General features: G+C 61.1%; 26 protein-coding genes. 12 read left to right on the top strand and 14 right to left on the bottom strand.

Annotated elements, in window-relative coordinates; genetic code table 11:
* Window positions 1-164: 164 nt before the first annotated feature.
* Window positions 165-746: a mechanosensitive ion channel family protein gene (locus ACIOYV_RS17775; protein WP_163910711.1), complete on the bottom strand. Its 582-nt coding sequence runs from the start codon at window positions 744-746 to the stop codon at window positions 165-167.
* Complete coding sequence (locus ACIOYV_RS17770; RefSeq protein ID WP_163910708.1) at window positions 746-2,656, bottom strand: ATP-binding cassette domain-containing protein; 1,911 nt, start codon at window positions 2,654-2,656, stop codon at window positions 746-748. Before ACIOYV_RS17770 ends, ACIOYV_RS17775 begins: the two co-directional genes overlap by 1 nt.
* A gap of 50 nt (window positions 2,657-2,706) precedes the next feature.
* Here ACIOYV_RS17770 and ACIOYV_RS17765 point away from each other — a divergent pair, with 50 nt between their 5' ends.
* The gene (locus ACIOYV_RS17765; RefSeq protein ID WP_401325596.1) at window positions 2,707-3,171 is read left to right on the top strand and encodes a TIGR02444 family protein; all 465 of its coding nucleotides are present in this window, start codon (window positions 2,707-2,709) and stop codon (window positions 3,169-3,171) included.
* Here ACIOYV_RS17765 and ACIOYV_RS17760 read toward each other — a convergent pair.
* Complete coding sequence (locus ACIOYV_RS17760; protein ID WP_401325593.1) at window positions 3,168-4,331, bottom strand: AlgP family protein; 1,164 nt, start codon at window positions 4,329-4,331, stop codon at window positions 3,168-3,170. The genes ACIOYV_RS17765 and ACIOYV_RS17760 overlap by 4 nt on opposite strands.
* Window positions 4,332-4,523: 192 nt before the next feature.
* Here ACIOYV_RS17760 and ACIOYV_RS17755 point away from each other — a divergent pair, with 192 nt between their 5' ends.
* Entirely contained in the window at window positions 4,524-5,189 is a 666-nt protein-coding gene (locus ACIOYV_RS17755) for an FKBP-type peptidyl-prolyl cis-trans isomerase (RefSeq protein WP_401325590.1), read from the top strand.
* A 62-nt stretch (window positions 5,190-5,251) separates the two neighbouring features.
* Here the strand turns inward: ACIOYV_RS17755 and rsd are convergent, their stop codons facing one another.
* From rsd to ACIOYV_RS17720, 7 genes are all read right to left on the bottom strand, one after another.
* A complete protein-coding gene (gene rsd, locus ACIOYV_RS17750; protein WP_163910697.1) occupies window positions 5,252-5,710 on the bottom strand; it encodes a sigma D regulator in 459 nt (152 codons plus the stop codon).
* 177 nt (window positions 5,711-5,887) lie between these two features.
* Window positions 5,888-6,439 carry a disulfide bond formation protein B gene (locus tag ACIOYV_RS17745; protein ID WP_401325588.1) on the bottom strand — a complete coding sequence of 184 codons (552 nt, stop codon included), beginning with the start codon at window positions 6,437-6,439 and terminating at the stop codon, window positions 5,888-5,890.
* Window positions 6,440-6,844: 405 nt separating this feature from the next.
* Window positions 6,845-8,083, bottom strand: a complete 1,239-nt coding sequence (locus ACIOYV_RS17740; RefSeq protein WP_401325585.1) for a heme biosynthesis protein HemY — start codon at window positions 8,081-8,083, stop codon at window positions 6,845-6,847.
* Window positions 8,080-9,222 carry a uroporphyrinogen-III C-methyltransferase gene (locus ACIOYV_RS17735; RefSeq protein ID WP_401325582.1) on the bottom strand — a complete coding sequence of 381 codons (1,143 nt, stop codon included), beginning with the start codon at window positions 9,220-9,222 and terminating at the stop codon, window positions 8,080-8,082. The genes ACIOYV_RS17740 and ACIOYV_RS17735 overlap by 4 nt, the downstream gene beginning before the upstream one ends.
* Window positions 9,223-9,238: 16 nt before the next feature.
* Entirely contained in the window at window positions 9,239-10,006 is a 768-nt protein-coding gene (locus tag ACIOYV_RS17730; protein ID WP_401325580.1) for a uroporphyrinogen-III synthase, read from the bottom strand.
* Window positions 10,003-10,944 carry a hydroxymethylbilane synthase gene (gene hemC / locus ACIOYV_RS17725; RefSeq protein ID WP_401325577.1) on the bottom strand — a complete coding sequence of 314 codons (942 nt, stop codon included), beginning with the start codon at window positions 10,942-10,944 and terminating at the stop codon, window positions 10,003-10,005. Before hemC ends, ACIOYV_RS17730 begins: the two co-directional genes overlap by 4 nt.
* Before the next feature lie 138 nt (window positions 10,945-11,082).
* Window positions 11,083-11,829, bottom strand: a complete 747-nt coding sequence (locus ACIOYV_RS17720) for a LytTR family DNA-binding domain-containing protein (protein ID WP_054048538.1) — start codon at window positions 11,827-11,829, stop codon at window positions 11,083-11,085.
* Window positions 11,830-12,289: 460 nt separating this feature from the next.
* On the opposite strand from ACIOYV_RS17720, the gene argH reads away from it, so the two are divergent.
* Window positions 12,290-13,684 carry an argininosuccinate lyase gene (gene argH, locus ACIOYV_RS17715; RefSeq protein WP_054048536.1) on the top strand — a complete coding sequence of 465 codons (1,395 nt, stop codon included), beginning with the start codon at window positions 12,290-12,292 and terminating at the stop codon, window positions 13,682-13,684.
* Between the two features lie 119 nt (window positions 13,685-13,803).
* On the opposite strand, the gene ACIOYV_RS17710 is transcribed toward argH, so the two are convergent.
* On the bottom strand, window positions 13,804-14,463 hold the full coding sequence (locus ACIOYV_RS17710) for a glutathione S-transferase family protein (RefSeq protein WP_401325574.1): 660 nt from the start codon (window positions 14,461-14,463) through the stop codon (window positions 13,804-13,806).
* Window positions 14,464-14,587: 124 nt separating this feature from the next.
* On the opposite strand from ACIOYV_RS17710, the gene ACIOYV_RS17705 reads away from it, so the two are divergent.
* The 3 genes from ACIOYV_RS17705 (at window position 14,588) to ACIOYV_RS17695 (ending at window position 18,425) form a co-directional block, all read left to right on the top strand.
* Entirely contained in the window at window positions 14,588-14,872 is a 285-nt protein-coding gene (locus tag ACIOYV_RS17705) for a hypothetical protein (protein ID WP_007894899.1), read from the top strand.
* A 267-nt stretch (window positions 14,873-15,139) separates the two neighbouring features.
* Window positions 15,140-15,385, top strand: coding sequence for a TIGR02647 family protein (locus tag ACIOYV_RS17700; RefSeq protein WP_401325571.1), 246 nt, complete (start codon window positions 15,140-15,142; stop codon window positions 15,383-15,385).
* Between the two features lie 193 nt (window positions 15,386-15,578).
* Window positions 15,579-18,425, top strand: coding sequence for a class I adenylate cyclase (locus ACIOYV_RS17695; protein ID WP_401325568.1), 2,847 nt, complete (start codon window positions 15,579-15,581; stop codon window positions 18,423-18,425).
* A 6-nt stretch (window positions 18,426-18,431) separates the two neighbouring features.
* Here the strand turns inward: ACIOYV_RS17695 and rnk are convergent, their stop codons facing one another.
* From rnk to cyaY, 3 genes are all read right to left on the bottom strand, one after another.
* Entirely contained in the window at window positions 18,432-18,842 is a 411-nt protein-coding gene (rnk, locus tag ACIOYV_RS17690; RefSeq protein ID WP_054048529.1) for a nucleoside diphosphate kinase regulator, read from the bottom strand.
* 267 nt (window positions 18,843-19,109) lie between these two features.
* Window positions 19,110-19,328 carry a DUF1289 domain-containing protein gene (locus tag ACIOYV_RS17685; protein WP_401325565.1) on the bottom strand — a complete coding sequence of 73 codons (219 nt, stop codon included), beginning with the start codon at window positions 19,326-19,328 and terminating at the stop codon, window positions 19,110-19,112.
* A gap of 4 nt (window positions 19,329-19,332) precedes the next feature.
* Complete coding sequence (cyaY, locus tag ACIOYV_RS17680; RefSeq protein WP_017341439.1) at window positions 19,333-19,665, bottom strand: iron donor protein CyaY; 333 nt, start codon at window positions 19,663-19,665, stop codon at window positions 19,333-19,335.
* A gap of 314 nt (window positions 19,666-19,979) precedes the next feature.
* On the opposite strand from cyaY, the gene ACIOYV_RS17675 reads away from it, so the two are divergent.
* The 6 genes from ACIOYV_RS17675 to ACIOYV_RS17650 are packed head-to-tail and all read left to right on the top strand — an operon-like array spanning window position 19,980 to window position 24,593.
* Window positions 19,980-20,153, top strand: a complete 174-nt coding sequence (locus tag ACIOYV_RS17675; RefSeq protein WP_010465096.1) for a lipoprotein — start codon at window positions 19,980-19,982, stop codon at window positions 20,151-20,153.
* Between the two features lie 12 nt (window positions 20,154-20,165).
* Window positions 20,166-21,413, top strand: coding sequence for a diaminopimelate decarboxylase (gene lysA, locus ACIOYV_RS17670; protein WP_265041648.1), 1,248 nt, complete (start codon window positions 20,166-20,168; stop codon window positions 21,411-21,413).
* Between the two features lie 4 nt (window positions 21,414-21,417).
* The gene (dapF, locus tag ACIOYV_RS17665) at window positions 21,418-22,248 is read left to right on the top strand and encodes a diaminopimelate epimerase (protein ID WP_163910686.1); all 831 of its coding nucleotides are present in this window, start codon (window positions 21,418-21,420) and stop codon (window positions 22,246-22,248) included.
* 13 nt (window positions 22,249-22,261) lie between these two features.
* Complete coding sequence (locus tag ACIOYV_RS17660) at window positions 22,262-22,987, top strand: DUF484 family protein (protein ID WP_054048523.1); 726 nt, start codon at window positions 22,262-22,264, stop codon at window positions 22,985-22,987.
* Window positions 22,988-22,989: 2 nt separating this feature from the next.
* Complete coding sequence (gene xerC, locus ACIOYV_RS17655; protein ID WP_054048521.1) at window positions 22,990-23,889, top strand: tyrosine recombinase XerC; 900 nt, start codon at window positions 22,990-22,992, stop codon at window positions 23,887-23,889.
* The gene (locus tag ACIOYV_RS17650; protein WP_054617022.1) at window positions 23,886-24,593 is read left to right on the top strand and encodes an HAD family hydrolase; all 708 of its coding nucleotides are present in this window, start codon (window positions 23,886-23,888) and stop codon (window positions 24,591-24,593) included. Before xerC ends, ACIOYV_RS17650 begins: the two co-directional genes overlap by 4 nt.
* Window positions 24,594-24,775 lie beyond the last annotated feature (182 nt).

Below are 24,775 nucleotides of genomic sequence, written 5' to 3'. Positions count from 1 at the left end.
TAGGACAGTGGGGACAGGCGACCAGCGTTTGCGGCTGTGAGGGCCTCTTCGTGAGCAAGCCCGCTCCCACAGTGGATCTCAGTTGTTCACAAAAACCGGGGCACTGAAGATCCACTGTGGGAGCGAGCTTGCTCGCGATGGCGGTGTATCAGGCAACAGAAAACTTACTTTTCAAACCCGCTGGAAGGAAACACATCAGTCCCCCGCCACCGCCGAACCGAGCGCTGGAAGAACAGGCTGTTCGGCACTTGCACCATCGCACTGCCAGTCCCGGCCTCTTCCGCCTCAATCAATGTGGTAAACAGCAGATTGATCGCCACCACCCGGCCTTTGACGCCAGGCTTGTCGAGGGTGTCCACCAACTCGACCACATCACCGATGCGGAACGGGCCGACAGTGAAGATCAGAATCGCGCATAGCAGATTGGAGAGCACGCTCCACATGGCGAAGAACGCCACCGCCGCCACCGCCACGAACCCGGACAACGCAGTCCAGAGCACCGTGGCCGAGACGCCGAGGCGTTCCAGCACAAAGATCAACGCGCTGCCCATGATCAGCCAGCGCAGACCGCCGCGCAGCGGCATCAGCAGTTGCGGCGGAAACGGATAGCGCTCGCCCAGGCGGGTCAGGCATTTGGCAACGAAGCGTTGGGCGAGGTAACCCGCCAGCAGGATCAGCAGGATTTGCACGCCGAGCCAGATCGGCTCGACCCACATCGGCGGCAGCGGCAGTTTGAAAGCTTCCATCAGGACAGCGCCTCCAGCTCCGCCTGCATGCTTTCCAGCAGTTCCAGGGCTTCCATCCAGGACTCTTCCAGCTCCGCTTCACGGACCTTGAGCTTGGCCTGTTCGGCCAACAGATCACGCAGTTCGTTCTTGCGCGCCGGTTCGTAGATATCGCTGTCGCCGAGGCTGGCGTCGATCTTCGCCAGTTTCTCGTGCAGCTTGCCCAGCTCGGCTTCGAGCTTGTCGGCTTCGCGTTTGTGCGGTGCCAGTTGCTGACGCAACGCAGCAGCAGCCTGACGCTGGGCCTTCTTGTCGGTCTTGTCCGGGTTCACCGGGGTGTTGCTGACCGGGGCGTTGCGCTGGCGATAGTCCACCAGCCAGCGGGTGTAGTCTTCCAGGTCGCCGTCGAACTCTTCGACCTTGCCGTCCGCCACCAAATAGAAATTGTCGGTGGTGCTTTTGAGCAAATGACGATCGTGGGAGACCACCAATACCGCACCGCTAAACTCCTGCAACGCCATGGTCAGCGCCAGGCGCATTTCCAGGTCCAGGTGGTTGGTCGGTTCGTCGAGCAACAATAGGTTCGGGCGGCCCCAGGCGATCAACGCCAGTGCCAGTCGGGCCTTTTCGCCGCCGGAGAAATTCAGCACCGGCTCATCGATGCGCGCACCACGGAAGTCGAAACCACCGAGGAAGTCGCGCAACGTTTGCTCGCGCTCGGTCGGCGCCAGGCGCTGCATGTGCAGCAACGGGCTGGCCTTGGAGTCCAGCGAGTCCAGCTGATGCTGGGCAAAGTAGCCGACCACGGTGTTCTCGCCACGGGTCAGGCGACCGGACAGCGGCGCGAGTTCACCGGCGAGGTTTTTGATCAGGGTCGATTTACCCGCGCCGTTGGGGCCGAGCAGGCCAATACGTGCGCCAGGGGTCAGTTGCAGCTTGACCTTCTCCAGCACGGCGCGCTCGCCATAGCCCAATCGGGCGTCGGAGATATCAATCAGCGGGCTGGAGATTTTGTGCGATTCGCGGAACACGAAGTCGAACGGCGAATCGACGTGGGCGGCGGACAGCTCTTCCATCCGCTCCAGCGCCTTGATCCGGCTCTGGGCCTGACGGGCCTTGGTGGCCTGGGCCTTGAAGCGGGCGATGTAGCTTTCCATGTGCGCACGTTGCGCCTGCTGCTTCTCGTAGGCCTGCTGTTGCTGGGCCAGACGCTCGGCACGCGCACGTTCGAAGGCGCTGTAGCCGCCGCGATACAGGGTGATCTTGCGCTGATCGACGTGGGCCACGTGATCGACCACGGCATCGAGGAAGTCCCGGTCGTGGGAGATCAGCATCAAAGTGCCGGGATAGCTCTTGAGCCAGTCTTCGAGCCAGATGATGGCGTCGAGGTCCAAGTGGTTGGTCGGTTCGTCGAGCAGCAACAGGTCCGAAGGGCACATCAATGCCTGCGCCAGATTCAGACGCATCCTCCAGCCACCGGAGAAATCTCCTACCTGACGATCCATCTGATCGTTGGTGAACCCCAGGCCCGCGAGCAACTTGCGCGCCCGGGCATCGGCGGTGTAACCGTCGGCGCTGTCGAGTTCGGCGTGCAGGCGGGCCTGAGCGGCACCGTCATGCGCCGCTTCGGCCGCGGCGAGGTCACGTTGCACCTCGCGCAGGCGCAGGTCGCCATCGAGCACGTAGTCGACCGCGATGCGATCGAGGGTGTCGATCTCCTGGCGCATGTGGGCGATGCGCCAGTCCGCCGGCAAGAAGCAATCACCCGAGTCCGGGTGCAGGTCGCCCAGGAGCAAGGCGAACAGGCTCGATTTGCCAGCGCCGTTGGCACCGATGAGGCCGGCTTTGTGGCCGGCGTGCAGGGTCAGCTCGGCGTCTTCTAGCAGACGTTGCGGGCCACGCTGTAAAGTCAGGTTCTGAAGTCGAATCATAATGGCGGCGGAGTCTACCAGCTTCGCTCGCAACTGGCGCGAGTAGCACTATGTCCTCTGACCTGTGGAGCTTTTCCCTTGGCACTTACGCCCGCCCTGGCGTTGAAGATCTGTGCCTGCAATTGCAGTCGGCGGGGGCGAATGTCTGCCTTTTGCTGTGTGGGCTGTGGCTGGAACAACGGGGGGTGAGCTGCGACGAGCAACGCTTGCAGCAACTTTTGCAGGTGGCCGGGCCGTGGGAAGTGAACGTCGTGCGGCCGTTGCGCACATTGCGTCAGCAATGGAAAGCCGCCGCTGCGGATGACGTCGGACTCAACGCATTACGCGAGCAAGTGAAAACTCTGGAGTTGGAATCGGAACGGCATCTGCTGTTGCAACTGGAGCGCACGGCCCAAAGTTGGCCGCAAGGCGAGACGACCGATCGATCGGCCTGGCTGGAAGGTGTGGCGGCAGGCGCCGCCAACCTGGACCGCGACGCGCTGCATCAGCTGCGCGTCGCGGTAACCGGCACTTAGGAAGCGCTGGTTGGGGTGGTGCCAGTGCTCGACACGGCAGCCGGAGTTGGTGCGGCGGTCGCTGTCGAAGCGGTAGCGGCTGGAGCAGGCGATGCTGCCGGAGCCGGGGTGGCAGGCTTGGCGACTGGCGCGTTTGCCGGTTTAGCCGCGACTGGTTTTGCGGCGGCTGGTTTTTTCACCGCTGGTTTTGCAGCTGGTTTTGCAGCAGCCGGCTTGGCAGCGGCAGGTTTTGCAGCGCTCGCAGTAGCCGGTTTAGTGGCAGCTGGTTTGGCAACGGCAGGTTTAGCAGCAGCGGTTTTTGCAGCAGCAGGTTTAGCGGCGGCAGGCTTGGCAGCTGGTTTGGCGGCTGCGGTTTTAGCCGCTGGTTTTGCTGCTGGTTTTGCTGCTGGTTTAGCAGCGGCTTTTGCAGCTACTGGCTTCGCGGCTGGCTTGGCAGCCGGTTTCGCTGCTGCGGTTTTGGCGGCAGGTTTGGCAGCTGGTTTAGCGGCCGCTTTTGCAGCAGGTTTAGCCGCTGGTTTTGCTGCTGCGGTTTTCGCTGCAGCCGGCTTGGCAGCAGCGGTTTTTGCAGCGGCTGGTTTGGCGGCAGTCGCTTTAGCAGCTGGTTTCGCAGCACTGGCCGCGACTGGTTTTTTCGCTGCAGGTTTTGCTGCGGCTTTGGCCGGTGCTTTAGCAGCCGGTTTGGCAGCAGGCTTGGCGGCTGCTTTTGCAGCAACCGGTTTGGCAGCGGCTTTCTTGGCAGGTGCCGCAGCAGGCTTGGCCGAACGCAGGGACAACGCCTTGCTGACAGCCTCTTGTACGCGACCAACGCCCTGGGCCAGTTTCAGGCTTTCTTGAGCGTCACGCTTGAGTTGCAGAATGTATGCACGGGTCTCGGACTGACGATCCTTCAAGGCATCGAGCAGATCTTCGAGTTGCTTGACGCCGTCCTTCGCCTTGGCTTGTGCCTTGGCCTTACCGGCGGACGCAGCGTCCTGCAATTTGGTACGGGATTTGTGCAGTTTTTCCTGCGCTTTTCCGCGTTGCTTTTCCAGTTTGGCGAGCAGTTTTTCAGCATCAGCCAAGGCTTGGGAACAAGCGGTTTCCAAATGCTCGAGCAGGCTGCCCGAGAGTTGTTGGAGTAAGTGCAACGGAGTATTTACAGGCTTCTTGGTGGCCGACATGGTTTACCTCCTGGCTGACGTGAATGCGGCTCATACTAGACCTCTGCTGACACCGCCGCTAGGGCATGTTGACAGTATCCAAAGCACTACGTTGCAACGAATCGAAAATGTTCTGCATCTACGCAAAAGCAGTTCACCGTTTAACGCATTCTCACTGGCATAATCCTCCGCATCTCAGGTCGGAGAGTGCCCATGTCGCGTTACCTTTTTTTATCCTTGCTGGTGTGTTTTTCGGTTGCTCAAGCGGCGGAAAAAACCGCTGGAAATGACGCTCACGATCTCGCTTACAGCCTGGGGGCAAGCCTGGGCGAACGCTTGCGCCAAGAGGTTCCAGACTTGCAACTTCAGGCACTGGTCGATGGTTTGCAGCAAGCCTATCAAGGCAAACCCCTGGCGCTGAAAGATGCGCAGATCGAACAGATCCTTGCCGACCACGAAGCCCAGGTCGCCTTGCAAACACCAGCACCGCAAACCGAAGAAGCCCTGGAAAAAGAGCAGCGTTTTCTCACCCAGGAAAAAGCCCGGCCCGGGGTTCGCGAATTGGACGATGGGATTTTGCTGACCGAGTTGACCCCTGGCAACGGTGCCAAGGCTGGACCGAACGGCAAGGTCCAGGTGTTGTACATCGGTCGCCTGCCCGACGGCACGGTGTTCGATCAGAACAGCCAGCCGCAATGGTTCAGTCTCGATAGCGTGATCACCGGTTGGCGCATTGCGCTGCAAAACATGCCGGTGGGTGCGAAGTGGCGTTTGGTAATTCCATCGGCCCAGGCCTATGGTGCCGACGGCGCCGGCGACCTGATCGCGCCGTTCACACCGCTGGTGTTCGAAGTCGAATTGCGCGGTGCCACAAGCTGAATCGCGAAAACGAAAAACGGCGCGCATAGCGCACCGTTTTTTGGGTCTTGCGAAGGAGAGATTCAGGCCTGAACCGAATCCTCTTCCTTGTGAGCGGTGTGCAGTACTTCGATCAGGCAATCTTCCAGTTCGAAGCGTTCATGCAACAGGCCGCCCAGTTCCTTGAATTTTTCCGCAACGCACTTGCCGGCATCGCACAGGTCGTTGAACGCGAGCAGCTTCTCGGTGATGACGTCGATGCGCGGGTAGATCGTCTCGGCCAGCTCAAGACCACGCTTGTCGCCAAAGGCCTTGGCTTCACCGGTGAGCTGTTCGTAGATTTCGAAATGCCCCGCCGATACGTAATCGACCAGCACGCCGCAGAATTCCTGCAACGGTTTGCGATTCTCGCCCAGAGCCTCAGGCTTGGCGCCGAGAGCATCATAGGCCCGAACCAGTTCGTGACGCTCCTGCAACCAGCGGTCGATCAGCAGATGCACTCCACCCCAGCGTTCCTGAGCATTCTGACAACTTTCGAGCATGGTGATCTCTCTTCCCTTGTGGGTCATGCTGCTCCACACCTGTCGCACCCTTGAAGGTCAAGAATCGGCCAGGCAGAGCGTCATCGAGCAACATAAATCCAATGACACGTGCGGGCCAGATTATGCCCGCACGACAATGGCTTCAAGGTACGCAGGAGATAAAGTTCATACAAGTGTTTAATCGCCGGCCATGGCCCGGTGCGACGACTCGCCGCTGGGCGGTCGCAGACATGCGATCCAGACATGGCGCAGCAGCTGATAAATCCCCAGGATCAGCATCGCGACAAAGAACAACAGGCTCCATTCCGGGATGCTCAGGTCGAACAGGGTCCATGAGATCTCGGCGCAGTCGGCGGCGCCCTTGAACAGCCGTTGAACGGCGCATGCCCAGGGCATGCTCTCGAACACGCCATCCAGATTGGGCGAACAGCCCGAGCGTTGTAGCTGCGGATCGCTCTGCAACAACACCTGGCGCCACGCGGCGACCGTGCCGCCCAGGCTCGCGGACAATCCCAGCAGCCAATAGACAAAAGAACCGAATCGGCGCGGGCCATGTATCGAAGCCGTCAGGCAAACGACCATGAGCAGCACCAGGCAAAAACGCTGCAATAAACACAACCCGCAAGGTTTGAGCCCGACTGCATATTCCAGGTAATAGGAAACGCCCAAGGCCAGGGCACCTGCAGTGAAAGCCATGAAAAACAAGGAGCGTGAGCAGGCCAAAGACATGGCTAATCCGTAACAGTAGAGACAGGCGGTTACGGTAGAGGAAAGCGCGCCAGCCTTTCAAGACGGCCCACCACGGACACTTCACCAGAAGTGTAGGGAATTCCCGACAGAAGCGAGAGGATTCGATGTAGTCCCTTGTAGGACTATGCCGACTGGGGACTACAAAGCTAAACATTCAGCAAGTTAGCCGACCGGCTCACCGCTCAAACTACAGCTGCCGAAGCCCGCGCCAGGCATGTAGCAGCTGCCGAGCCTGCGAGGCTGCGTTCGGCTGCGCAGCAGTCGTCAAACCTGAACACGCGGTCTTCCTGAAACACCGCGTCGGCTGATTTCACGACTGCTTCGCAGCCGAACGCAGCCTCGCAGGCTCGGCAGCTGCTACAAACCCAGGCCTCAACAGTCGGTTCAGACTCGGGCGGGTACCGGCAACGGCGCCGCCAACAGGCGTTCGTCCAGCAGGCCGAGACCTTCCTGGAACAACTGGTTACTGCGCTCGGTATCCCCCAGTTGCGCCAGCAACCTGGCCAGTTCCGCACAGGCTTCAGGGTTGCGCTGCAGTCGAAGGCTGCTTTCCAGATAATCCCGGGCCTTGCCCCACAGGCTGCTTTGCAGGCACAGGCGACCCAAGGTCAGCAGCAGACTCGGATCAGCCGGGTGATCCTTGAGCCAGCCCTCGGCGGTTTGCAGCTGCCGCGCCGGATCGCTGCCGCGCACCAGACCGTAAAGGCGCGCAAGATGACTGTCGTACTTGCGCTTGAGCGCTGCACGCAGAATTTCTTCGGCTTCGGCCTGCGCTCCCAACTGCCGCAGTTGCTCGGCATAGGCCAGCACCAGTTGTGGTTCCTGGCGCTGCGCATTGCTGAGTTGCTGCCAGGCGCGGGTGAGTGACTGCAAACCGACCGTGCCGTCTTCTTCGCGATGCGCCGCCAGACTAAGGTTTTCGCCCCAGGCGCGACGCTCCAGTTCAGTCAGTTCCGCCGCAGGCAGGACCTTGTCCTTGCGCAGCTCCGGGAGCAGGCGAATCACTGCCGACCAATCGCCCCGCTGCTGATGCAGGCGCTGCAATTGACGCAGAGTCTGCACGTTGTGCGGATGACGCTCGTGCATGGCTTCCAGGGTCGCCAGGGCGCCGTCTGTATCGCCGCGATCGGTCTGCAACTGCGCGTGACTCAAGGCAATCGCCAACTCGGCCTGGGGCTGGCGATCAAGCGCACGCTCCAGCAGCTTGTCGCACTCCTCGTAGTGACCTTGTTCGTTGGCAGCGCGGGCCGCGCCGAGGTAGTACAGCAGCGGTTGGCGCTCGGCTTCAGCCGCCCGATGCAAATGACGCTGGGCACTGGCCCAACGGCCCTCGGCCAAGTCCAACTGACCATGCTCGATCGCCACTTGCACCCGGCGACTGCGATTGCGTCGGGACCACGGATTGACCACACCGCCGGACGTCGTGACCAGCTCGATCAACGCCTTGATACCCCAGAACACCAACCAAAGCACCGCCACCAGAGCCAGGGTCGCCCACAGGCTCGACTCGTAGCGGAAGCTTTTGTAGGCGATCAGCACGTAGCCGGAATGCTCGGCAATCGCCAATCCCAGCACTGCGGCGGCAGCGATGACCAGGAACAGGATCACATAGAGGCGTTTCATGGCGTGGCCTCCTGCGCAGTGTTCGCGGCAGGTTTGGCCAGCGGTTTGATCGAATCCTCGGCACTGACATTGCGTCGCTCCAGATACGCCTGGACCGAGCTCAATGTGCCGGTCAGGTCCGGCGTGACGACGGTGACCGGTTGCGTGCCCAGATCAGCAACCTGTTCAAGCATCACTTTGCTCTGCGGGTTGTCCGGGTTGAAATTACCCTTGAGCACATCCCGCGCCTCGGTCAGCGCCTGGGTATACACCGACGCCTGGCCATTCAGCGCGGCCCACTGCGCCTGCTCCAGCGCCAGACTCAGGGCCAGGCGCACCTGGCTCAGGCTCTGCCCAGCGAGCAACGGACGAACATTTTTGTCGGCATTGAAGTCGATGCGGATGTAGCGCGAGACCTCGTCCCACCACTGCGCCCAGCGACTGGCGCCATCGCCATCGGCGGTCAGGCCCAGCAGGGATTCGCCACGGTCTTTGTACTCCGGCGCCAGCTCGGTGAGGTTGATCACCTGATCGCGCAAGGCACCCAGTTTCAGGAACAACCCGGTACGGTCCGGCTGCGCGGTGCTGCGCAAGGCCAGCAGGGTCTTGGCCACTTGCTCGCGAGCGGCGAAAGCGCCGGGGTCGTTCTGTTCGCGCAGAATCTCGTCGGCGCCCTGCACCAGGGCTTGAGCGCTGCTGATGTCTTGCAGCGCCGACAGACGCAGGCTGGCCAGACGCAGCAGATGCTCGGCCTCGGCCAGACGCCAATCCTTGCGGCTGGCGCCGAGGACGGTTTCCAGTTTCTGATTCAAGCGCTGCTGATCGCCCTGCAACTGCGTCACCAGACGGCGGCGGTCTTCCAGCTCATCGGCGGCCGGCAGTTGTTCGAGGCGTGCGGTCAGGCGTTGATCATTGAGCTTGAGGCTCTGGGCCTGATCGTTCAGCGCCTGGACTTCGCTCAATTGCTGCTGGGTACTGGCCTGCAGGTGACGCACCTGCCAGACACCCCAACCGCCGACGGCAACGCCGGCAGCGCCCAGCAACAGGGCGACGATTGCGAGTCCATTGCCTCTGCGCTGCACAGCAGCAGGTGGTGGAGTTTCAACAGGTGCATCGAGCACCGGTTGCACGTCATCTTTAGGCAAGACTGTTTCGCTCACGTATCCATCCTTTGCATTAGAGAACGGGTACGGGTTGCTCCCGTAACGCCGTCAGCAAAGCCGTGGCATTCGCGCCACGACAATCCACAACTGTTTGAGCCCCGGCGGCACGTGCCAGCTCGGCGACCCTTGGGCTTGGAACAAACAACGGCAACTGCGCCAAACGCGGCCAGGCATCGCCGGCCAACTGGTGCAGGTGCTCGAAACCCTGTCCACTGCTGACCACCAGCCCGTTCAAGCGTTCCGCTTCAATCCGGTCCGGCAGTGCAGTTGTCGCGTACTGCGGCAGTGCGCGACGGTATAACTCCAGATACTCGACACTAGCACCAAGCTCACGCAAACGCTCAGCCAGCAACTCGCGGCCACCCTCCCCGCGCATGATCAATACGCGCGGATCAGGCCGGGCGATAGCCTCGCGCAACTCGGGAAGATCGAGCAAGGCTTCGCTGTCATCGCCATCCACCGGGAAGCTCACATCGAGCCCGAAATCCTCGAGGATTTGCGCGGTCGCGGCGCCCACAGTGAACCATTTCAACGACGGAGGCTGCGGCCATTGCTGGCTGAGCAGATCGATGCCGAACCGGGCCGCCGGTTTGCTCACCACAATCACAGCGCAATAGCGATCCAGTTCCCGGATCACTCCACGCATTGTGTCAGAGGAGGCAATCGGCTCGATCTCCAAAAGCGGCAGGCAGCTGCTGAAAACCCCGCTCTCGGCCAACACACTGCTCAGCGCCGCCGACTCATCTGCGGGGCGCGTCAGCAGCAGTCGCCAACCGGTCACTCGTGACCTGCCTCGCCGTAGACCGCTTTCAGAATGTCACCGGCGCCCTGGTTCAGCAGGTCTTCGGCGACTTGCACACCCAGGGATTCGGCGTCACTGCGCGGCGCGCGGGCTTCGGCGTTGAGCAGCAGGCCACCGCTCGGATCGCCCACCAGGCCACGCAACCAGATCTGCTCGCCTTCAAGCACGGCGTAGCAGGCGATCGGCACTTGGCAGCCGCCATTCAGATGTTTGTTGAGGGCACGTTCGGCGGTGACGCGGGTGGCGGTGTCTTGGTGATGCAGTGGCGCCAGCAAGGCGTGGATTTCGTTGTCGACGCTGCGGCATTCGATCCCGACCGCGCCCTGGCCACCGGCCGGCAGGCTGTCATCAACGCTGATCGCAGAGGTGATGCGGTCTTCGAAACCCAGGCGAATCAAACCCGCCGCAGCGAGAATGATGGCGTCGTATTCGCCGGCGTCGAGCTTGGCCAGGCGCGTGTTCACGTTGCCGCGCAGGAAACGGATTTCCAGGTCCGGGCGACGGGTCAGCAACTGGGCCTGACGACGCAGGCTGGACGTGCCGACGATGCTGCCTTGGGGCAATTCATCGAGGCTGGCGTAGTTGTTGGAAACGAAAGCATCGCGCGGGTCTTCGCGCTCGCAGATGCAGAACAGACCGAGGCCTTCGGGGAAATCCATCGGCACGTCTTTCATCGAGTGCACGGCGATGTCGGCTTCGTTTTCCAGTAGCGCGGTTTCCAGTTCCTTGACGAACAGGCCCTTGCCGCCGATTTTCGAGAGTGGCGAGTCGAGCAGCTTGTCGCCGCGACTGACCATGGGCACCAACGTTACCAGCAAGCCCGGATGGGCTTGTTCCAGGCGAGCTTTGACGTATTCGGCCTGCCAGAGGGCCAACGCACTTTTACGGGTGGCGATGCGGATTTCGCGAGAGGACATGGATCAATCCGTACTGAATAGATACGGCGGATAATAACAGCTCAGCCAAATCCACTTTGACTTGTATCAGGAACTGCTCGGCCTCCCTGGCCTTCAACGTCCGGCAATCGGGTGTGGGATCCGCCTGTAAACGGCGGATTAAAGCTGTTGCATCATCTTGCGCACGCCTGCCACATGACGGCGGCTGACAATCAGCGCATCGCCATTCAGGCCTTTGAGGAACAGCTGAAAATGCCCCAGCGGCGTGCGTTGCAGGCGTTCGATGCGTTCGCGGGCGACCAGGGCGTTGCGGTGAATCCGCACGAAACGGTCGCCGAATTCGTCTTCAAGGGCCTTGAGCGGTTCGTCCAGCAGCACTTCGCCGCCTTCGTGGCGCAAGGTCACGTATTTGTGGTCGGCAATGAAGTAGACCACCTGACCCAACGGGATCAGCTCAATGCCTTTACGGGTACGGGCACTGATGTGGCTGCGTGGGCCGCTGCCGGTTTCGGCAGCCGGGCGAGTCAGGGCCGCGAGCTGGACCCGATTGGGCCGCTCGGCCTTCTTCAAGGCTTCGAGCAACAGCTCGGTGCGCACCGGCTTGACCAGATAACCCACGCCGCTGGCCTGCAAGGCTTCCACGGCGAATTCATCGGGGCCAGTACAAAACACCACGGCGGGCGGTGTTTCGCGCTCGCACAATCGTGCAGCCACTTGCAGGCCATCGAGGCCCGGCATGCGGACATCGAGCAACACGATATCCGGCTTGTGGCTGTCGATCAGCGCCAACGCCTCTTCGCCGTTCGTGGCGCCGGGCTCCATGACACTGTATCCCTCGAGTTCGCCGACCATTCGGCTCAGGCGCTCGCGGGCTAGGGGTTCGTCATCAACGATCAGGACATTCATATTGCGCTGGATTCCTGCGTGAGTCTCGCACAAGGATAGCGTAGACAGGTGAAGTGACATCCGTCACCGCGATCCACGCTAAGACTGGCGCGAGGGCCAAAAAGTGCCGCGAGACCGGCGGCTAAATTTTCATCTGCGGGGCGATTGGCGGCCCAGGCCCGCGTTGGCGAGGCGTCGCCGTAGGGTTTGCTGATACACAATATGAACACCCCCTCTTTTTATAGGCAGCGGCAACGCACAGAAGTGCGTTGTTCCTACTGTCCAACTGTAGACGGTTGGCGGCGCGATATTGCTCAAATGAAAAATATCGTTGCGCAATCACTTCTGACATTGCCGCAAGTATGGGCCGGCACATGAGAAAAAAACGTATCGACCAGTGTCAGCGACAGGATTGGCAACCCTGTTATTATCCGCCACAGCGTTCAACGCCAACTTTCTTCAAGCCGATACGAGCGAATTCATGAGCACTGACAAGACCAATCAGTCCTGGGGCGGCCGCTTCAGTGAACCCGTCGACGCCTTCGTCGCCCGCTTCACCGCCTCCGTCACTTTCGACCAGCGCCTGTATCGCCACGACATCATGGGTTCGATTGCCCACGCCACCATGCTGGCCAAGGTCGGCGTGCTGACCGATGCCGAGCGCGACAGCATCACCGATGGCCTGAAGACCATCCAGGGTGAAATCGAGGCCGGCCAGTTCGACTGGCGCATCGACCTCGAAGACGTGCACATGAACATCGAGGCGCGCCTGACCGACCGCATCGGCGTGACCGGTAAAAAGCTGCACACCGGGCGTAGCCGTAACGACCAGGTGGCCACCGACATCCGCCTGTGGCTGCGTGACGAGATCGACCTGATCCTGGCGGAAATCACCCGCCTGCAACAAGGTCTGCTGGAACAGGCCGAGCGCGAAGCCGGCAGCATCATGCCGGGCTTCACCCACCTGCAAACCGCGCAGCCAGTGACTTTCGGGCACCACATGCTGGCCTGGTTCGAAATGCTCAGCCGCGACTATGAGCGCCTGGTGGACTGCCGCAAGCGCACCAACCGCATGCCACTGGGCAGCGCCGCGCTGGCGGGCACCACCTACCCGATCGACCGTGAGTTCACCGCGCAGTTGCTGGGTTTCGACGCCGTCGGCGGCAACTCCCTGGACAACGTGTCCGATCGTGACTTCGCTATCGAATTCTGCTCGGCCGCGAGCATTGCGATGATGCACTTGTCGCGTTTCTCCGAAGAACTGGTGCTGTGGACCAGCGCGCAATTCCAGTTCATCGATCTGCCGGACCGCTTCTGCACCGGCAGCTCGATCATGCCGCAAAAGAAAAACCCGGACGTGCCGGAGCTGGTTCGCGGCAAGACTGGTCGTGTATTCGGCGCACTGATGGGCCTGCTGACCTTGATGAAGGGCCAACCGCTGGCCTACAACAAGGACAACCAGGAAGACAAAGAGCCGCTGTTCGACGCCGCCGACACCCTGCGCGACTCGCTGCGCGCCTTTGCCGACATGATCCCGGCGATCAAGCCCAAGCACGCGATGATGCGCGAAGCGGCGCTGCGCGGTTTCTCCACCGCCACCGACCTGGCGGACTACCTGGTGCGCCGTGGCCTGCCGTTCCGTGACTGCCACGAAATCGTTGGCCACGCGGTGAAGTACGGCGTGGAAAGCGGCAAGGACCTGGCGGAAATGAGCCTGGAAGAACTGCGCAAGTTCAGCGATCAGATCGATCAGGACGTGTTTGCCGTGCTGACCCTGGAAGGCTCGGTGAATGCCCGTGACCATATCGGCGGGACTGCGCCGGCACAGGTCAAGCAGGCAGTGGCTCGCGGTCAGGCGTTGTTGGCTAGCCGCTAAACCGTCAAAAGCTTCGCGGGCAAGCCTCGCTCCTACAGGTTCACGTTGATTTTGAAATCAGCGTGAACTTGTAGGAGCGAGGCTTGCCCGCGAATGCATTCTCGAAGACGCTAAAAAACCTACTTCTTGGACGCGACCATCGCCAAAAACGCTGGCATCGCCGCTTCCTTGTCCGCCGCAATCCGCTGCACATGCGGGTTCTGCTCCAGACGTTCCAGCAACGCCTTGGCCGCCGGCATCTCGGCCAACAGGTCGATTCCGAACAGCTTCTGCCCGACCGCACAGGCCAGTGGCACGCTGTAGAGGAAATACAGATCCGCAATGCTCAGGCTGTCACCCGCGACATACGGGGCGAATTTGCCGTGCCGGCCCAGAGAAGCAAAACCCAGCAGCAACTCGGCTTTGGTCTTGTCCTTGATCGCGTCCGGCAAGGTCATACCGAAGAAGGCTTCGGCGTAGCAGGCGCGGCCCGGCAGTTCGATGTACAGCTCGATTTCCTTGGCCAGCGCCAGGGCCTGCGCACGCTCAAAAGGCTCGCTCGACAGCAGCGGCGTGCCTTTCTGGCTTTGTTCGAGGTATTCGAGGATCACGCTGGTTTCGTTGATGAAGCCTTGATCGACGCCCAGCACCGGCACCTTGCCGCGCGGGCTGATGGCCAATGCCTCGGGGGTCGGCCCCGGATAAAACACCACTTCTTCGAATGGCAGTCCCTTCTCCAGCAGCGCCAGTTTCACCATGTTGTAGTAGTTGCTGACGGAAAATCCATAAAGCTTGAGCATCACAAAGCCTCCGGGCCGTGCGGGGTGGGCAGTGCCTGTTTATAGATCGCCCGGGCGTTTCGTGCCAGCAGCATCACAGCGCTGAATGCAGGTAAACTGGCCGCCTTAACTTGAGGAGCCTGCCATGAGCGAGCCAACAGACATCGAGATCGACGAAGAAGAATTCGCCGAGAACACCCTGATCGAAGCGATTGAAAACCAGATCGAAAGCGACAACCCGCCGGCCGCCAAAGCGACGTTCAACAAGCTGACCCTGGTGGGTTACGAACGTGAAGAAATCCTCAACCTGATGGCCCACGTGCTGGCAGTGGAAATCGACGCGATCCTCGAAGAAGACCGCGCGTTCAACACCGAATGGTACGAAACCGCGTTGCGCGCATTGCCAGAATTGCCGCCAGAGAAGAAGTAAGCCCGCCCCACCCTGTAGGAGCGAGGCTTGCCCGCGAAGGCGTCCTCGATAACGCCAAAAGCTTCGCGGGCAAGCCTCGCTCCTACAAGTAAACATCTGCGCTGTTCTTCCAGACCCTGTCTACACTGGTAACACCCCGCCACCGCACCACCCGCCGGGGAATGTTTCCCGAGGCGAAAAAACCCTGCTGCCAGCACTGGACATGCCGCACGAGTGGGCTCACCTTAGGGACGCTGTCGTCTAATTCCTAGAAAGTCTGGAGTCCTTATGTCGCTTACCCCTGAGTTGGTTGCCGAACTGGAAATCCTTGCCCTCTTCAACCTGGACAGTTCCCAGGAAGGTTTGAAAATTCATCAGACCGCTGCCCCTAAGGCCATTGCCGCCGCCCAACGCCTGTTCGACAAAGAACTGATCACCCAGCCCGATGGCGGTTACCTGACCAGCCTGGGCCGTGACGCCGCGCAAAATGTGCAAACCGTGCTGACCATTCTGACCATACAAGAAACAGCCTGAATCCCCCTGCATCGCCCACGGAAACCCCTGTTACGGGATTTCCGCGGGCACACTTGGCTGCCTGCCGTCGCCTGGCGATAGAAATCTGACGCCAGAAATACAAATACAGCTTAAAAGTCCCGGGGCCGAGGCGCTAAACTGCCCCTCATCCGCAGACCCCACGTCCGAGCTTCGCGAGCCGGTTTGAGCTGACATGACCCGCACCCATGAAATCCGCCCCGATCTGGACGAGGGAATCGACCGCAAGGTTCTCAGTCAGCTGCGCGCCCGTTTTCTGAAACTCAACGAAGGCCGCATGGCCCGTGCCATGGAAGGGTTGTCGACGCGCCAGCAAGGGGTGTTGACCCTGCTGCCGCTGTTTTTCCACGTCAATCATCCGCTTCTGCCGGGCTATGTTTCCGGCAGCACGCCGGCCGGGCTGTCGAATTACGAACCCGACACCAACACCCTCGCTGAAGCCCAGCGCCTGACCCGATCGTTTTCCTACAAGCCACGCCACGGCAGCAATCCGCCGCGACCGATCCATGGCCTGTTCCTGATGGGCAGCCTCGGCACCCTGGCCCAGGCCGACCAGAGCGATATGGATGTTTGGGTGTGCCACGGCCCGGACCTGAGCGAAAGCGAACTCAGCGAGTTGCGCAAAAAATGCCAGTTGCTCGAAACCTGGGCCGCGAGCCAAGGCGCCGAGGCGCATTTCTTCCTGATCGACCCGACCCGTTTCATGCACGGCGAGCGCGATACGCAGCTGAGTTCGGAGGACTGCGGGACCACGCAGCATTACTTGCTGCTGGATGAGTTCTATCGCACGGCGATCTGGCTGGCCGGGCGCACGCCGATCTGGTGGCTGGTGCCGACCTACGAAGAAGCCGGTTACCTCCAGTACACCCACACGCTGATTTCCAAGCGCTTCATCCGCGCCGACGAAACCCTGGACCTCGGGCACCTGGCGCACATTCCGCCGGGAGAGTTCATCGGTGCCGGGCTCTGGCAGTTGTTCAAGGGCATCGAATCGCCCTACAAGTCGGTGCTCAAGCTCTTGCTGATCGAGGTCTACGCCAGCGAACACCCCAAGGTCCACTGCCTGAGCCTGCGTTTCAAACAGGCAGTGTTCGCCAATCGGCTGGACCTCGATGAGCTGGACCCGTACATCGTGGTCTACCGGCGCATCGAGGAATACCTGACCGCCCGTGGCGAACCGGAGCGCCTGGAACTGGTACGCCGCGCGCTGTACCTGAAGGTCAATCGCAAGCTCACCGGCAGCAACAGTCGCACCGTGAGTTGGCAGCGCTCGCTGCTGGAACGCCTGGCCAGCGAATGGCACTGGGATCAGCGGCAACTGGCGCTGCTCGACAGTCGCAGCCAGTGGAAAGTCCGCCAGGTCAGCGCCGAACGCCGGGCCTTGGTCAACGAACTGAATTACAGCTATCGCTTCCTGACCCAGTTCGCGCGTACCGAACAAACCGTCAGCCTGATCAACAAGCGTGACCTCAATGTGCTCGGCCGGCGGCTGTACGCGGCATTCGAACGCAAGGCCGACAAGGTCGAGTTCATCAACCCGGGCATCGCCCCGGACCTGGCCGAAGACACCCTGACCCTGGTGCAGGCGCCAAACAAGAAAGAACCCGGGCAAACCCAATGGGGTTTGTACAACGGCAGCCTGAACGCCCACGAGTGGGAGCATTTCGCACCGATCAAACGCAGCCGCCAATTGCTCGAACTGCTGACCTGGAGCCACCGCAACGGGGTGATCGACAGCAGCACTCGCCTGGCCTTGCACCCCGGTAGCAGCGACTTGAGCGAGTTCGAACTGTTCAATCTGCTCGGCAGCCTGCAACAAACCGTCGCCCTGCCCCTGACCACCGTTGCCGAGGAGCCATTACTGCGCGCCGCCATGCCCAGCGAAGTGCTGATCCTGGTGAACGTCGGGGTCGATCCGCTCAAGCATCACCGCGACCTGAACATTTTGATGACTACCGAACGTACCGATTCCCTGAGTTACGCCGGCGTGCGGGAAAACCTGGTACTGACCCTGGATCAGGTCACGCTCAACAGTTGGAACGAAGTGCTGGTCAGCCGTTACGACGGGCCGCATGCGCTGCTCGATTGCCTGCGCGACTACCTCAACAACCTGCCAAAGGGCTTGGATCAGCCGCGCTTGCGAGTCCGCTGCTTCTGCCACAACCGTGCGCAGTTCATCGCCCGGCGGGTCGAAGAAATCCTCGATACCGCGCAGAACCTGCTGTTGAGCAAGCTCAATCATCGCTATCTGATACAGGTGCAGCAGCATTACCACGTGCTGGAACTGGTGCCCGGTCAGGTCAACCACATCGCCCTCGCTACCCTGCCGGCGCTGTTCGATTACCTGGGCGAAGAGCAGGCCAGCTACAGCCCGCTGCACCTGGACCCGATGGCCCTCGAAGAGCAGGACCTCGCGTTGCTGTTGCCGATGGGCCAGCCCGAGTGCATTCAGGTGTTCTACCGGATCACCGAGCAACAGGCTGATTTGTATGTGCTGGATGAATTCAACGCGCTGTGGCAGCAACGCCTGCCGTATCACGACGAACAAAGCCTGCTGGTGCCGCTGCAACGTTTCCTGCAATCGATCCTGTATCGCCGGGACGCCTTGCTGCCGATGGAAGCTGCCCAGCCGTTGAGCCTCGATACTTTGTATTACCAACTATTGCCGTCCGGCCCCGGACGCGCACGTCGGGTCGAAGCGCGACCAGCGCCACAAACACCGGTCAATAAACCGTTCTACGACGTTCAGGCAATCATCGGCAAAGCCGCACCAGGCCAGGTGCAGGTCACGTTGTATTGCAATCAGCGGGAGTTTTCGGAGCTGGAGTTTGGCGATCAGCTGTTTAGCGTGGTCGCTCGGGAGATCATCGATCAGCGCCGCGAGACGGAACGCTACCGCTGTTACATCACCGACCTGGACCTCTCGGGCCTGCTCGGTGATGGGCAGAGTTCAAGCAATCTGTATTTGCGCTACAAGGCTGACCTGGAGCGCGCATTGAACGAAGCGCTCGAGCAGGTCTGAGGGGAGTTATTCCGGGAAATCGCCGCCATGGGCCGGCTGCGATTCAACTTCCAGCAGGGTCAGTTTCAGGGTCTTGCCACCCGGTGCCGGCCAGTCGATGTGCTGACCGACTTTCAGGCCGAGCAAGGCACTGCCCACTGGCGCCAGAATGGAAATCTTGCCTTCGTCGGCATTGGCATCCTTGGGATAAACCAGCGTCAGGTGGTAGTCCTTGCCGCTGATTTCTTCGCGGCAATGTACGCGCGAATTCATGGTCACGACATCGGCGGGCACTTCATCGTGACCGACCAGTGTATCGGCGCGATCCAGTTCGGTTTGCAGCGCGATAACGCCCGGCAGCGTGTCATCCAGGCTGTCGATCAGGCGCTCCAGACGTTGTACGTCCAGACGGGTAAGGGTGATGGAAGGTACGGTCATGATCCGGGCAGACTCCTTTCTTCTGCACAAAAAAAGCAAAACCCCGCCAGAAAAAGGCGGGGTTTTCACGAGCCTCGATGGGTTGAGGCGTTCCCGGACACTATCACAGCTCAATAAATATACAAGCCGAGGAAAGGAGCGCATCAGACGTGTGGAGGTAAACCCTGTGGCGAGGGGGCTTGCCCCCCGTTCGGCTGCGAAGCAGTCGCAAGCTTTTGGGGCCGCTTCGCGACCCAACGGGGGCAAGCCCCCTCGCCACAAAAGCTCTTATGCCAAAGTTTTGCGCTGGGCAGCCTGGACGCAGATCACCCGCCGTCGCTCATCGTCCGCCGAGCGCCATTCGCGGATGTCTTCGACATGGCGAAAGCAGCCCAGGCACACCTTCTGCTCATCCAGCCGGCACACGCCGCTGCACGGCGAAGGCACGGCCGGGCTGACATTGCTGTAGAGCGGCTTGGGCGGACGAACAGGTGCAGGCTCGGTCACGATCTCACAGGCCTTCGAAATCGAATTCTGCGCCGGCTTGCTGCTTGACGATGCGCTCAAGCATTTCACCCAGTTGCTCTTCGCTCTTGTCGCACATCCAGCGCTCGCTCTCTTCGTCATAGTCGAAGTGGAAACCGCCGGACACAGCGGCCAGCCACAGCTGACGCAACGGCTCCTGGCGGCTGAAGATCAACTGGCTGCCATTTTCGAACTTGACGGTGAGCACACCGGCCGAGCTCTCCAGATCGATATCCAGGTCACTCTCGTCGAAAATATCTTCCAGCGATTGCTGGGTGGCATCGACCAGGTCGTGGAAACGGGCTTCGGTCAAACTCATTGCAGGAACCTCAAAAAGTGTCTGATCACGCTCAAGCGCCGCAAGATACGGGCGAGCCCCGGTGATTGCAAAGGATAACGACCAAGGGCGATCACGAAACAGGTGGGAGCGAGCCTGCTCGCGAAGAGGCCATCATATTCAACATCAATGCTGACTGACACTACGCCTTCGCGAGCAAGCTCGCTCCCACAGGGATTGCACTTGGCTGACCTGCATTGTCACAAGGCCCGCCGGACGGGAGCCGCGTTACATAGGCAAGCTGCCGGGTGGCCGGTATACTCCGGCGCAATTAACGCATTTTCAAGGATTTCGCCATGAAGCGCCTGATCTCTTCCCTTGCCGCGCTCGTCGCGGTTGCCTGTCTTGTGTCGGCCTGTGGTCAAAAAGGCCCGTTGTATCTGCCTGACGACTCTCAGGATCCTGCCGAGCAGGCTCAGTCCTCGCAAAAGCAGCCGTCCAAAGCACACAAGCACGACGTCTACCAATAATAAGGGAACGCCATGGACGCTTTTAATTACCGTGACGGTGAGCTGTTCGCGGAAGGTGTTGCCCTGTCCGCCATCGCTGAACGCTTTGGTACACCGACCTACGTCTACTCCCGCGCCCACATCGAAGCCCAGTACCTGGCGTATGCCGATGCGCTGGCCGGCGTGCCGCACCTGGTGTGCTTTGCAGTCAAGGCCAACTCCAACCTGGGTGTACTGAATGTCCTGGCCCGTCTCGGCGCCGGTTTCGACATCGTCTCCCGTGGCGAACTGGAACGCGTCCTGGCCGCTGGCGGCAGCGCCGACAAGATCGTGTTCTCCGGTGTCGGCAAGACCCGTGAAGACATGCGTCGCGCCCTGGAAGTCGGCGTGCATTGCTTCAACGTCGAGTCCACCGATGAGCTGGAACGCCTGCAAGTGGTCGCCGCCGAGTTGGGCGTTCGCGCGCCGATCTCGTTGCGCGTGAACCCGGACGTCGATGCCGGCACCCACCCGTACATCTCCACCGGTCTTAAAGAGAACAAGTTCGGCATCGCCATCGCCGACGCCGAAGACGTATACATCCGCGCCGCGCAACTGCCGAACCTGGAAGTATTGGGCGTCGATTGCCACATCGGTTCGCAACTGACCAGCCTGCCACCCTTCCTTGATGCCCTCGATCGCCTGCTGGGCTTGATCGATCGTCTTGGCGAATGCGGCATTTACCTGCGTCACATCGACCTCGGTGGCGGCGTCGGCGTACGTTATCGCGATGAAGAGCCGCCGCTGGTGGCCGACTACATCAAAGCCGTGCGCGAGCGCTGCGACGGTCGCGACCTGACGCTGGTATTCGAGCCGGGCCGCTACATCGTTGCCAACGCCGGCGTACTGCTGACCCAGGTCGAGTACCTCAAGCACACCGAATACAAAGACTTCGCCATCGTCGATGCGGCCATGAACGACCTGATCCGCCCGGCGCTGTACCAGGCCTGGATGGACGTCACCGCCGTGCGCCCGCGTGATACCGAAGCTCGCGCCTACGACATCGTCGGGCCGATCTGCGAAACCGGTGACTTCCTGGCCAAGGAGCGTCAACTGGCGCTGGAAGAAGGCGACCTGCTGGCCGTGCATTCGGCCGGTGCCTACGGGTTTGTCATGAGTTCCAACTACAACACCCGCGGTCGTACCGCCGAAGTGTTGGTGGACGGTGATCAGGCATTTGAAGTGCGTCGCCGTGAGACGGTAGCCGAGTTGTTTGCTGGCGAAAGCCTGCTGCCGGAGTAAAACCATGCTGCTGCGTTTTACCAAGATGCACGGCCTGGGCAATGACTTCATGGTCCTCGACCTGGTCAGCCAGCACGCGCACATCCTGCCCAAGCACGCCAAGCAATGGGGCGATCGGCACACTGGCATCGGTTTCGACCAGTTGCTGATCGTCGAAGCGCCGAGCAACCCGGACGTGGATTTCCGCTACCGGATCTTCAACTCCGACGGTTCCGAAGTGGAGCAGTGCGGCAACGGTGCGCGCTGCTTCGCCCGCTTCGTGCTCGACAAGCGCCTGACCGCCAAGCGGCAGATACGCGTCGAGACCAAAAGCGGCATCATCGAGCTGGATATCCGCAGCGACGGCCAGATCAGTGTCGACATGGGCGCACCGCGCCTGGTGCCGGCCGACATCCCGTTCGAAGCCGAAGGCCAGGCCCTGAGCTATCAGCTCGAAGTCGACGGCACCACGGTGGAACTGGCGGCCGTGTCCATGGGCAACCCCCATGCCGTGCTACGGGTCAACGACATCAATAACGCACCGGTGCATGAACTGGGCCCGAAAATCGAACACCACCCGCGCTTCCCGGCGCGGGTCAATGTCGGTTTTCTCCAGGTCATCGACCGGAACCGTGCGCAGCTGCGCGTCTGGGAACGTGGAGCCGGGGAAACCCAGGCCTGCGGCACCGGCGCCTGCGCTGCTGCAGTGGCCGCGATCAGCCAGGGGTGGATGGATTCGCCGCTATTGATCGACCTGCCCGGCGGGCGCCTGTCCATTGAATGGGCAGGCCCAGGCCAACCGGTCATGATGACCGGCCCGGCAGTGCGCGTATATGAAGGACAAGTGCGTCTTTGAGAGAGCCAAATCCATGAAAGATAAGCCCCAGGTCCCCGCCCTACAGCCCGACGAATCCCCTTCCGAAAGCCTTGAGGCGGCGGCGATTGCCGCGTACCTGGAGGCTCATCCGGATTTCTTCGTCGAGCACGAAGAACTGCTCCCGGCCTTGCGCATCCCTCACCAGCGCGGCGATACCGTGTCGCTGGTGGAACGCCAGATGACCATCCTGCGCGACCGTAACATCGAGTTGCGTCATCGCTTGTCGCACTTGATGGACGTCGCCCGCGATAACGATCGCCTGTTCGACAAGACCCGCCGCCTGATTCTCGCGCTGATGGATGCCGCCAGCCTCGAAGACGTGGTGATCAGCGTCGAAGACAGCCTGCGCCAGGACTTCCAGGTGCCTTTCGTCAGCCTCATTCTGCTGGGCGACAACCCCATGCCAGTTGGTCGCTGGGCTACCCACGCCGAAGCGCAAACCGCAATCGGCGGCTTGCTTTCGGAAGACAAAAGCGTCAGTGGCAGCCTGCGAGAGCACGAACTGGACTTCCTGTTTGGCGAAGAACAGCGCAAGCAGATCGGCTCCACCGCCGTCGTCGCCATCAGCCATCAAGGCATCCACGGTGTTTTGGCCATCGCCAGTCGCGACCCGCAGCACTACAAGAGCTCGGTGGGTACGCTGTTCTTGAGCTACATCGCCGAAGTCATGGGTCGCGTGCTGCCACGGGTCAATAACTCCCTGCGCTCGGTACGCTGATCGTGGAACGGCAACTGGACGCTTACTGCGAACACCTGCGCAGTGAGCGGCAGGTGTCGCCGCACACGCTGTATGCCTACCGCCGCGACCTCGATAAAGTGCTGGGCTGGTGCGTCAAACAGAACATCAGCAGCTGGGCCGCGCTGGATATACAGCGCCTGCGCAGCCTGATCGCGCGCCTGCATTCACAAGGTCAATCGTCCCGCAGCCTGGCGCGTCTGCTGTCGGCGGTGCGCGGGCTCTATCACTATCTGAATCGCGAAGGCCTGTGCGATCACGACCCGGCCAACGGCCTGGCGCCGCCCAAGGGCGAACGTCGCTTGCCGAAAACCCTCGACACAGACCGCGCGCTGCAACTGCTGGAAGGCGCGGTCGAGGATGACTTTCTGGCGCGCCGGGATCAGGCGATTCTGGAGTTGTTTTATTCCTCGGGCTTGCGGCTTTCAGAGCTGACCGGGTTGAATCTGGATCAGCTCGATCTGGCCGACGGCATGGTCCAGGTGCTCGGCAAGGGCAGCAAGACCCGTCTGCTGCCGGTGGGCAAAAAGGCTCGCGAAGCCCTGGAGCTGTGGCTGCCTATGCGCGCCATGACCAATCCGGCGGACGACGCGGTATTTGTCAGTCAGCAAGGCCGGCGCCTCGGCCCACGGGCAATCCAGGTGCGGGTCAAAGCCGCCGGTGAACGCGAACTGGGGCAAAACCTGCACCCGCACATGCTGCGGCACTCCTTCGCCAGCCACTTGCTCGAATCTTCCCAGGACCTGCGCGCGGTGCAGGAACTGCTCGGCCACTCGGACATCAAGACCACCCAGATCTACACCCACCTGGATTTCCAGCACCTGGCAACGGTCTACGACAGCGCCCATCCGCGGGCCAAACGAATCAAAGGCGATGAGTCATGAGAATCCAGTTGATCACCTTCGACCTCGACGACACCCTGTGGGACACCGCCCCGGTGATCGTCAGTGCCGAAGCGACGTTGCGTGAATGGCTGACCGAGCACGCACCGAATCTGGGCGCGGTGCCGGTGGAGCATTTGTGGGCCATTCGTGAGCGGGTGCTGAACAACGAACCGGGCCTCAAGCACCGCATCAGCGCTCTGCGTCGGCGGGTGCTGTTCCATGCGTTGGAAGAGGCCGGTTACGACCACGGTCAGGCGTCAGACTTGGCGGACCAGAGCTTCGAAGTGTTTTTGCATGCCCGGCATCAATTGCAAATCTTCCCGGAAGTGCAGCCGACTCTGGAAACGCTGGCCAACCATTACGCCCTCGGCGTGGTCACCAATGGCAACGCCGATGTGCGTCGTTTGGGCCTGGCGGATTACTTCAAGTTCGCGCTGTGCGCCGAAGACATCGGCATCGCCAAGCCCGATGCGCGGCTGTTTCACGAGGCCTTGCAGCGTGGCGGTGCGACGGCCGAGACGGCGGTGCACATTGGCGATCATCCCGGTGATGACATTGCTGGCGCCCAGCAAGCCGGGTTGCGCGCAATCTGGTTCAACCCGACAGGCAAGGCCTGGGAAGCCGATCGTTTGCCGGATGCGGAGATTCGTAGCCTGACCGATCTGCCGGCGCTTTTAGCCCGTTGGAACGCAGCCTCGGCCTGACACCAAACCCTGTGGGAGCGAGCCTGCTCGCGAAAGCGAAGTGTCTGCCACCACACATGCTGAATGTGAGGGCCTCTTCGCGAGCAGGCTCGCTCCCACAGGGGGATCTTCTGCGGAGACAGATTTTGTGAACGCCAACAATCAAATGTGGGAGCGAGCCTGCTCGCGAAAGCGGAGAGTCA

Source organism: Pseudomonas sp. NPDC087342 (assembly GCF_044744265.1).
GTDB classification, from domain to species: domain Bacteria; phylum Pseudomonadota; class Gammaproteobacteria; order Pseudomonadales; family Pseudomonadaceae; genus Aquipseudomonas; species Aquipseudomonas nunensis.
This window is presented reverse-complemented; position numbering and strand designations above follow the sequence as displayed.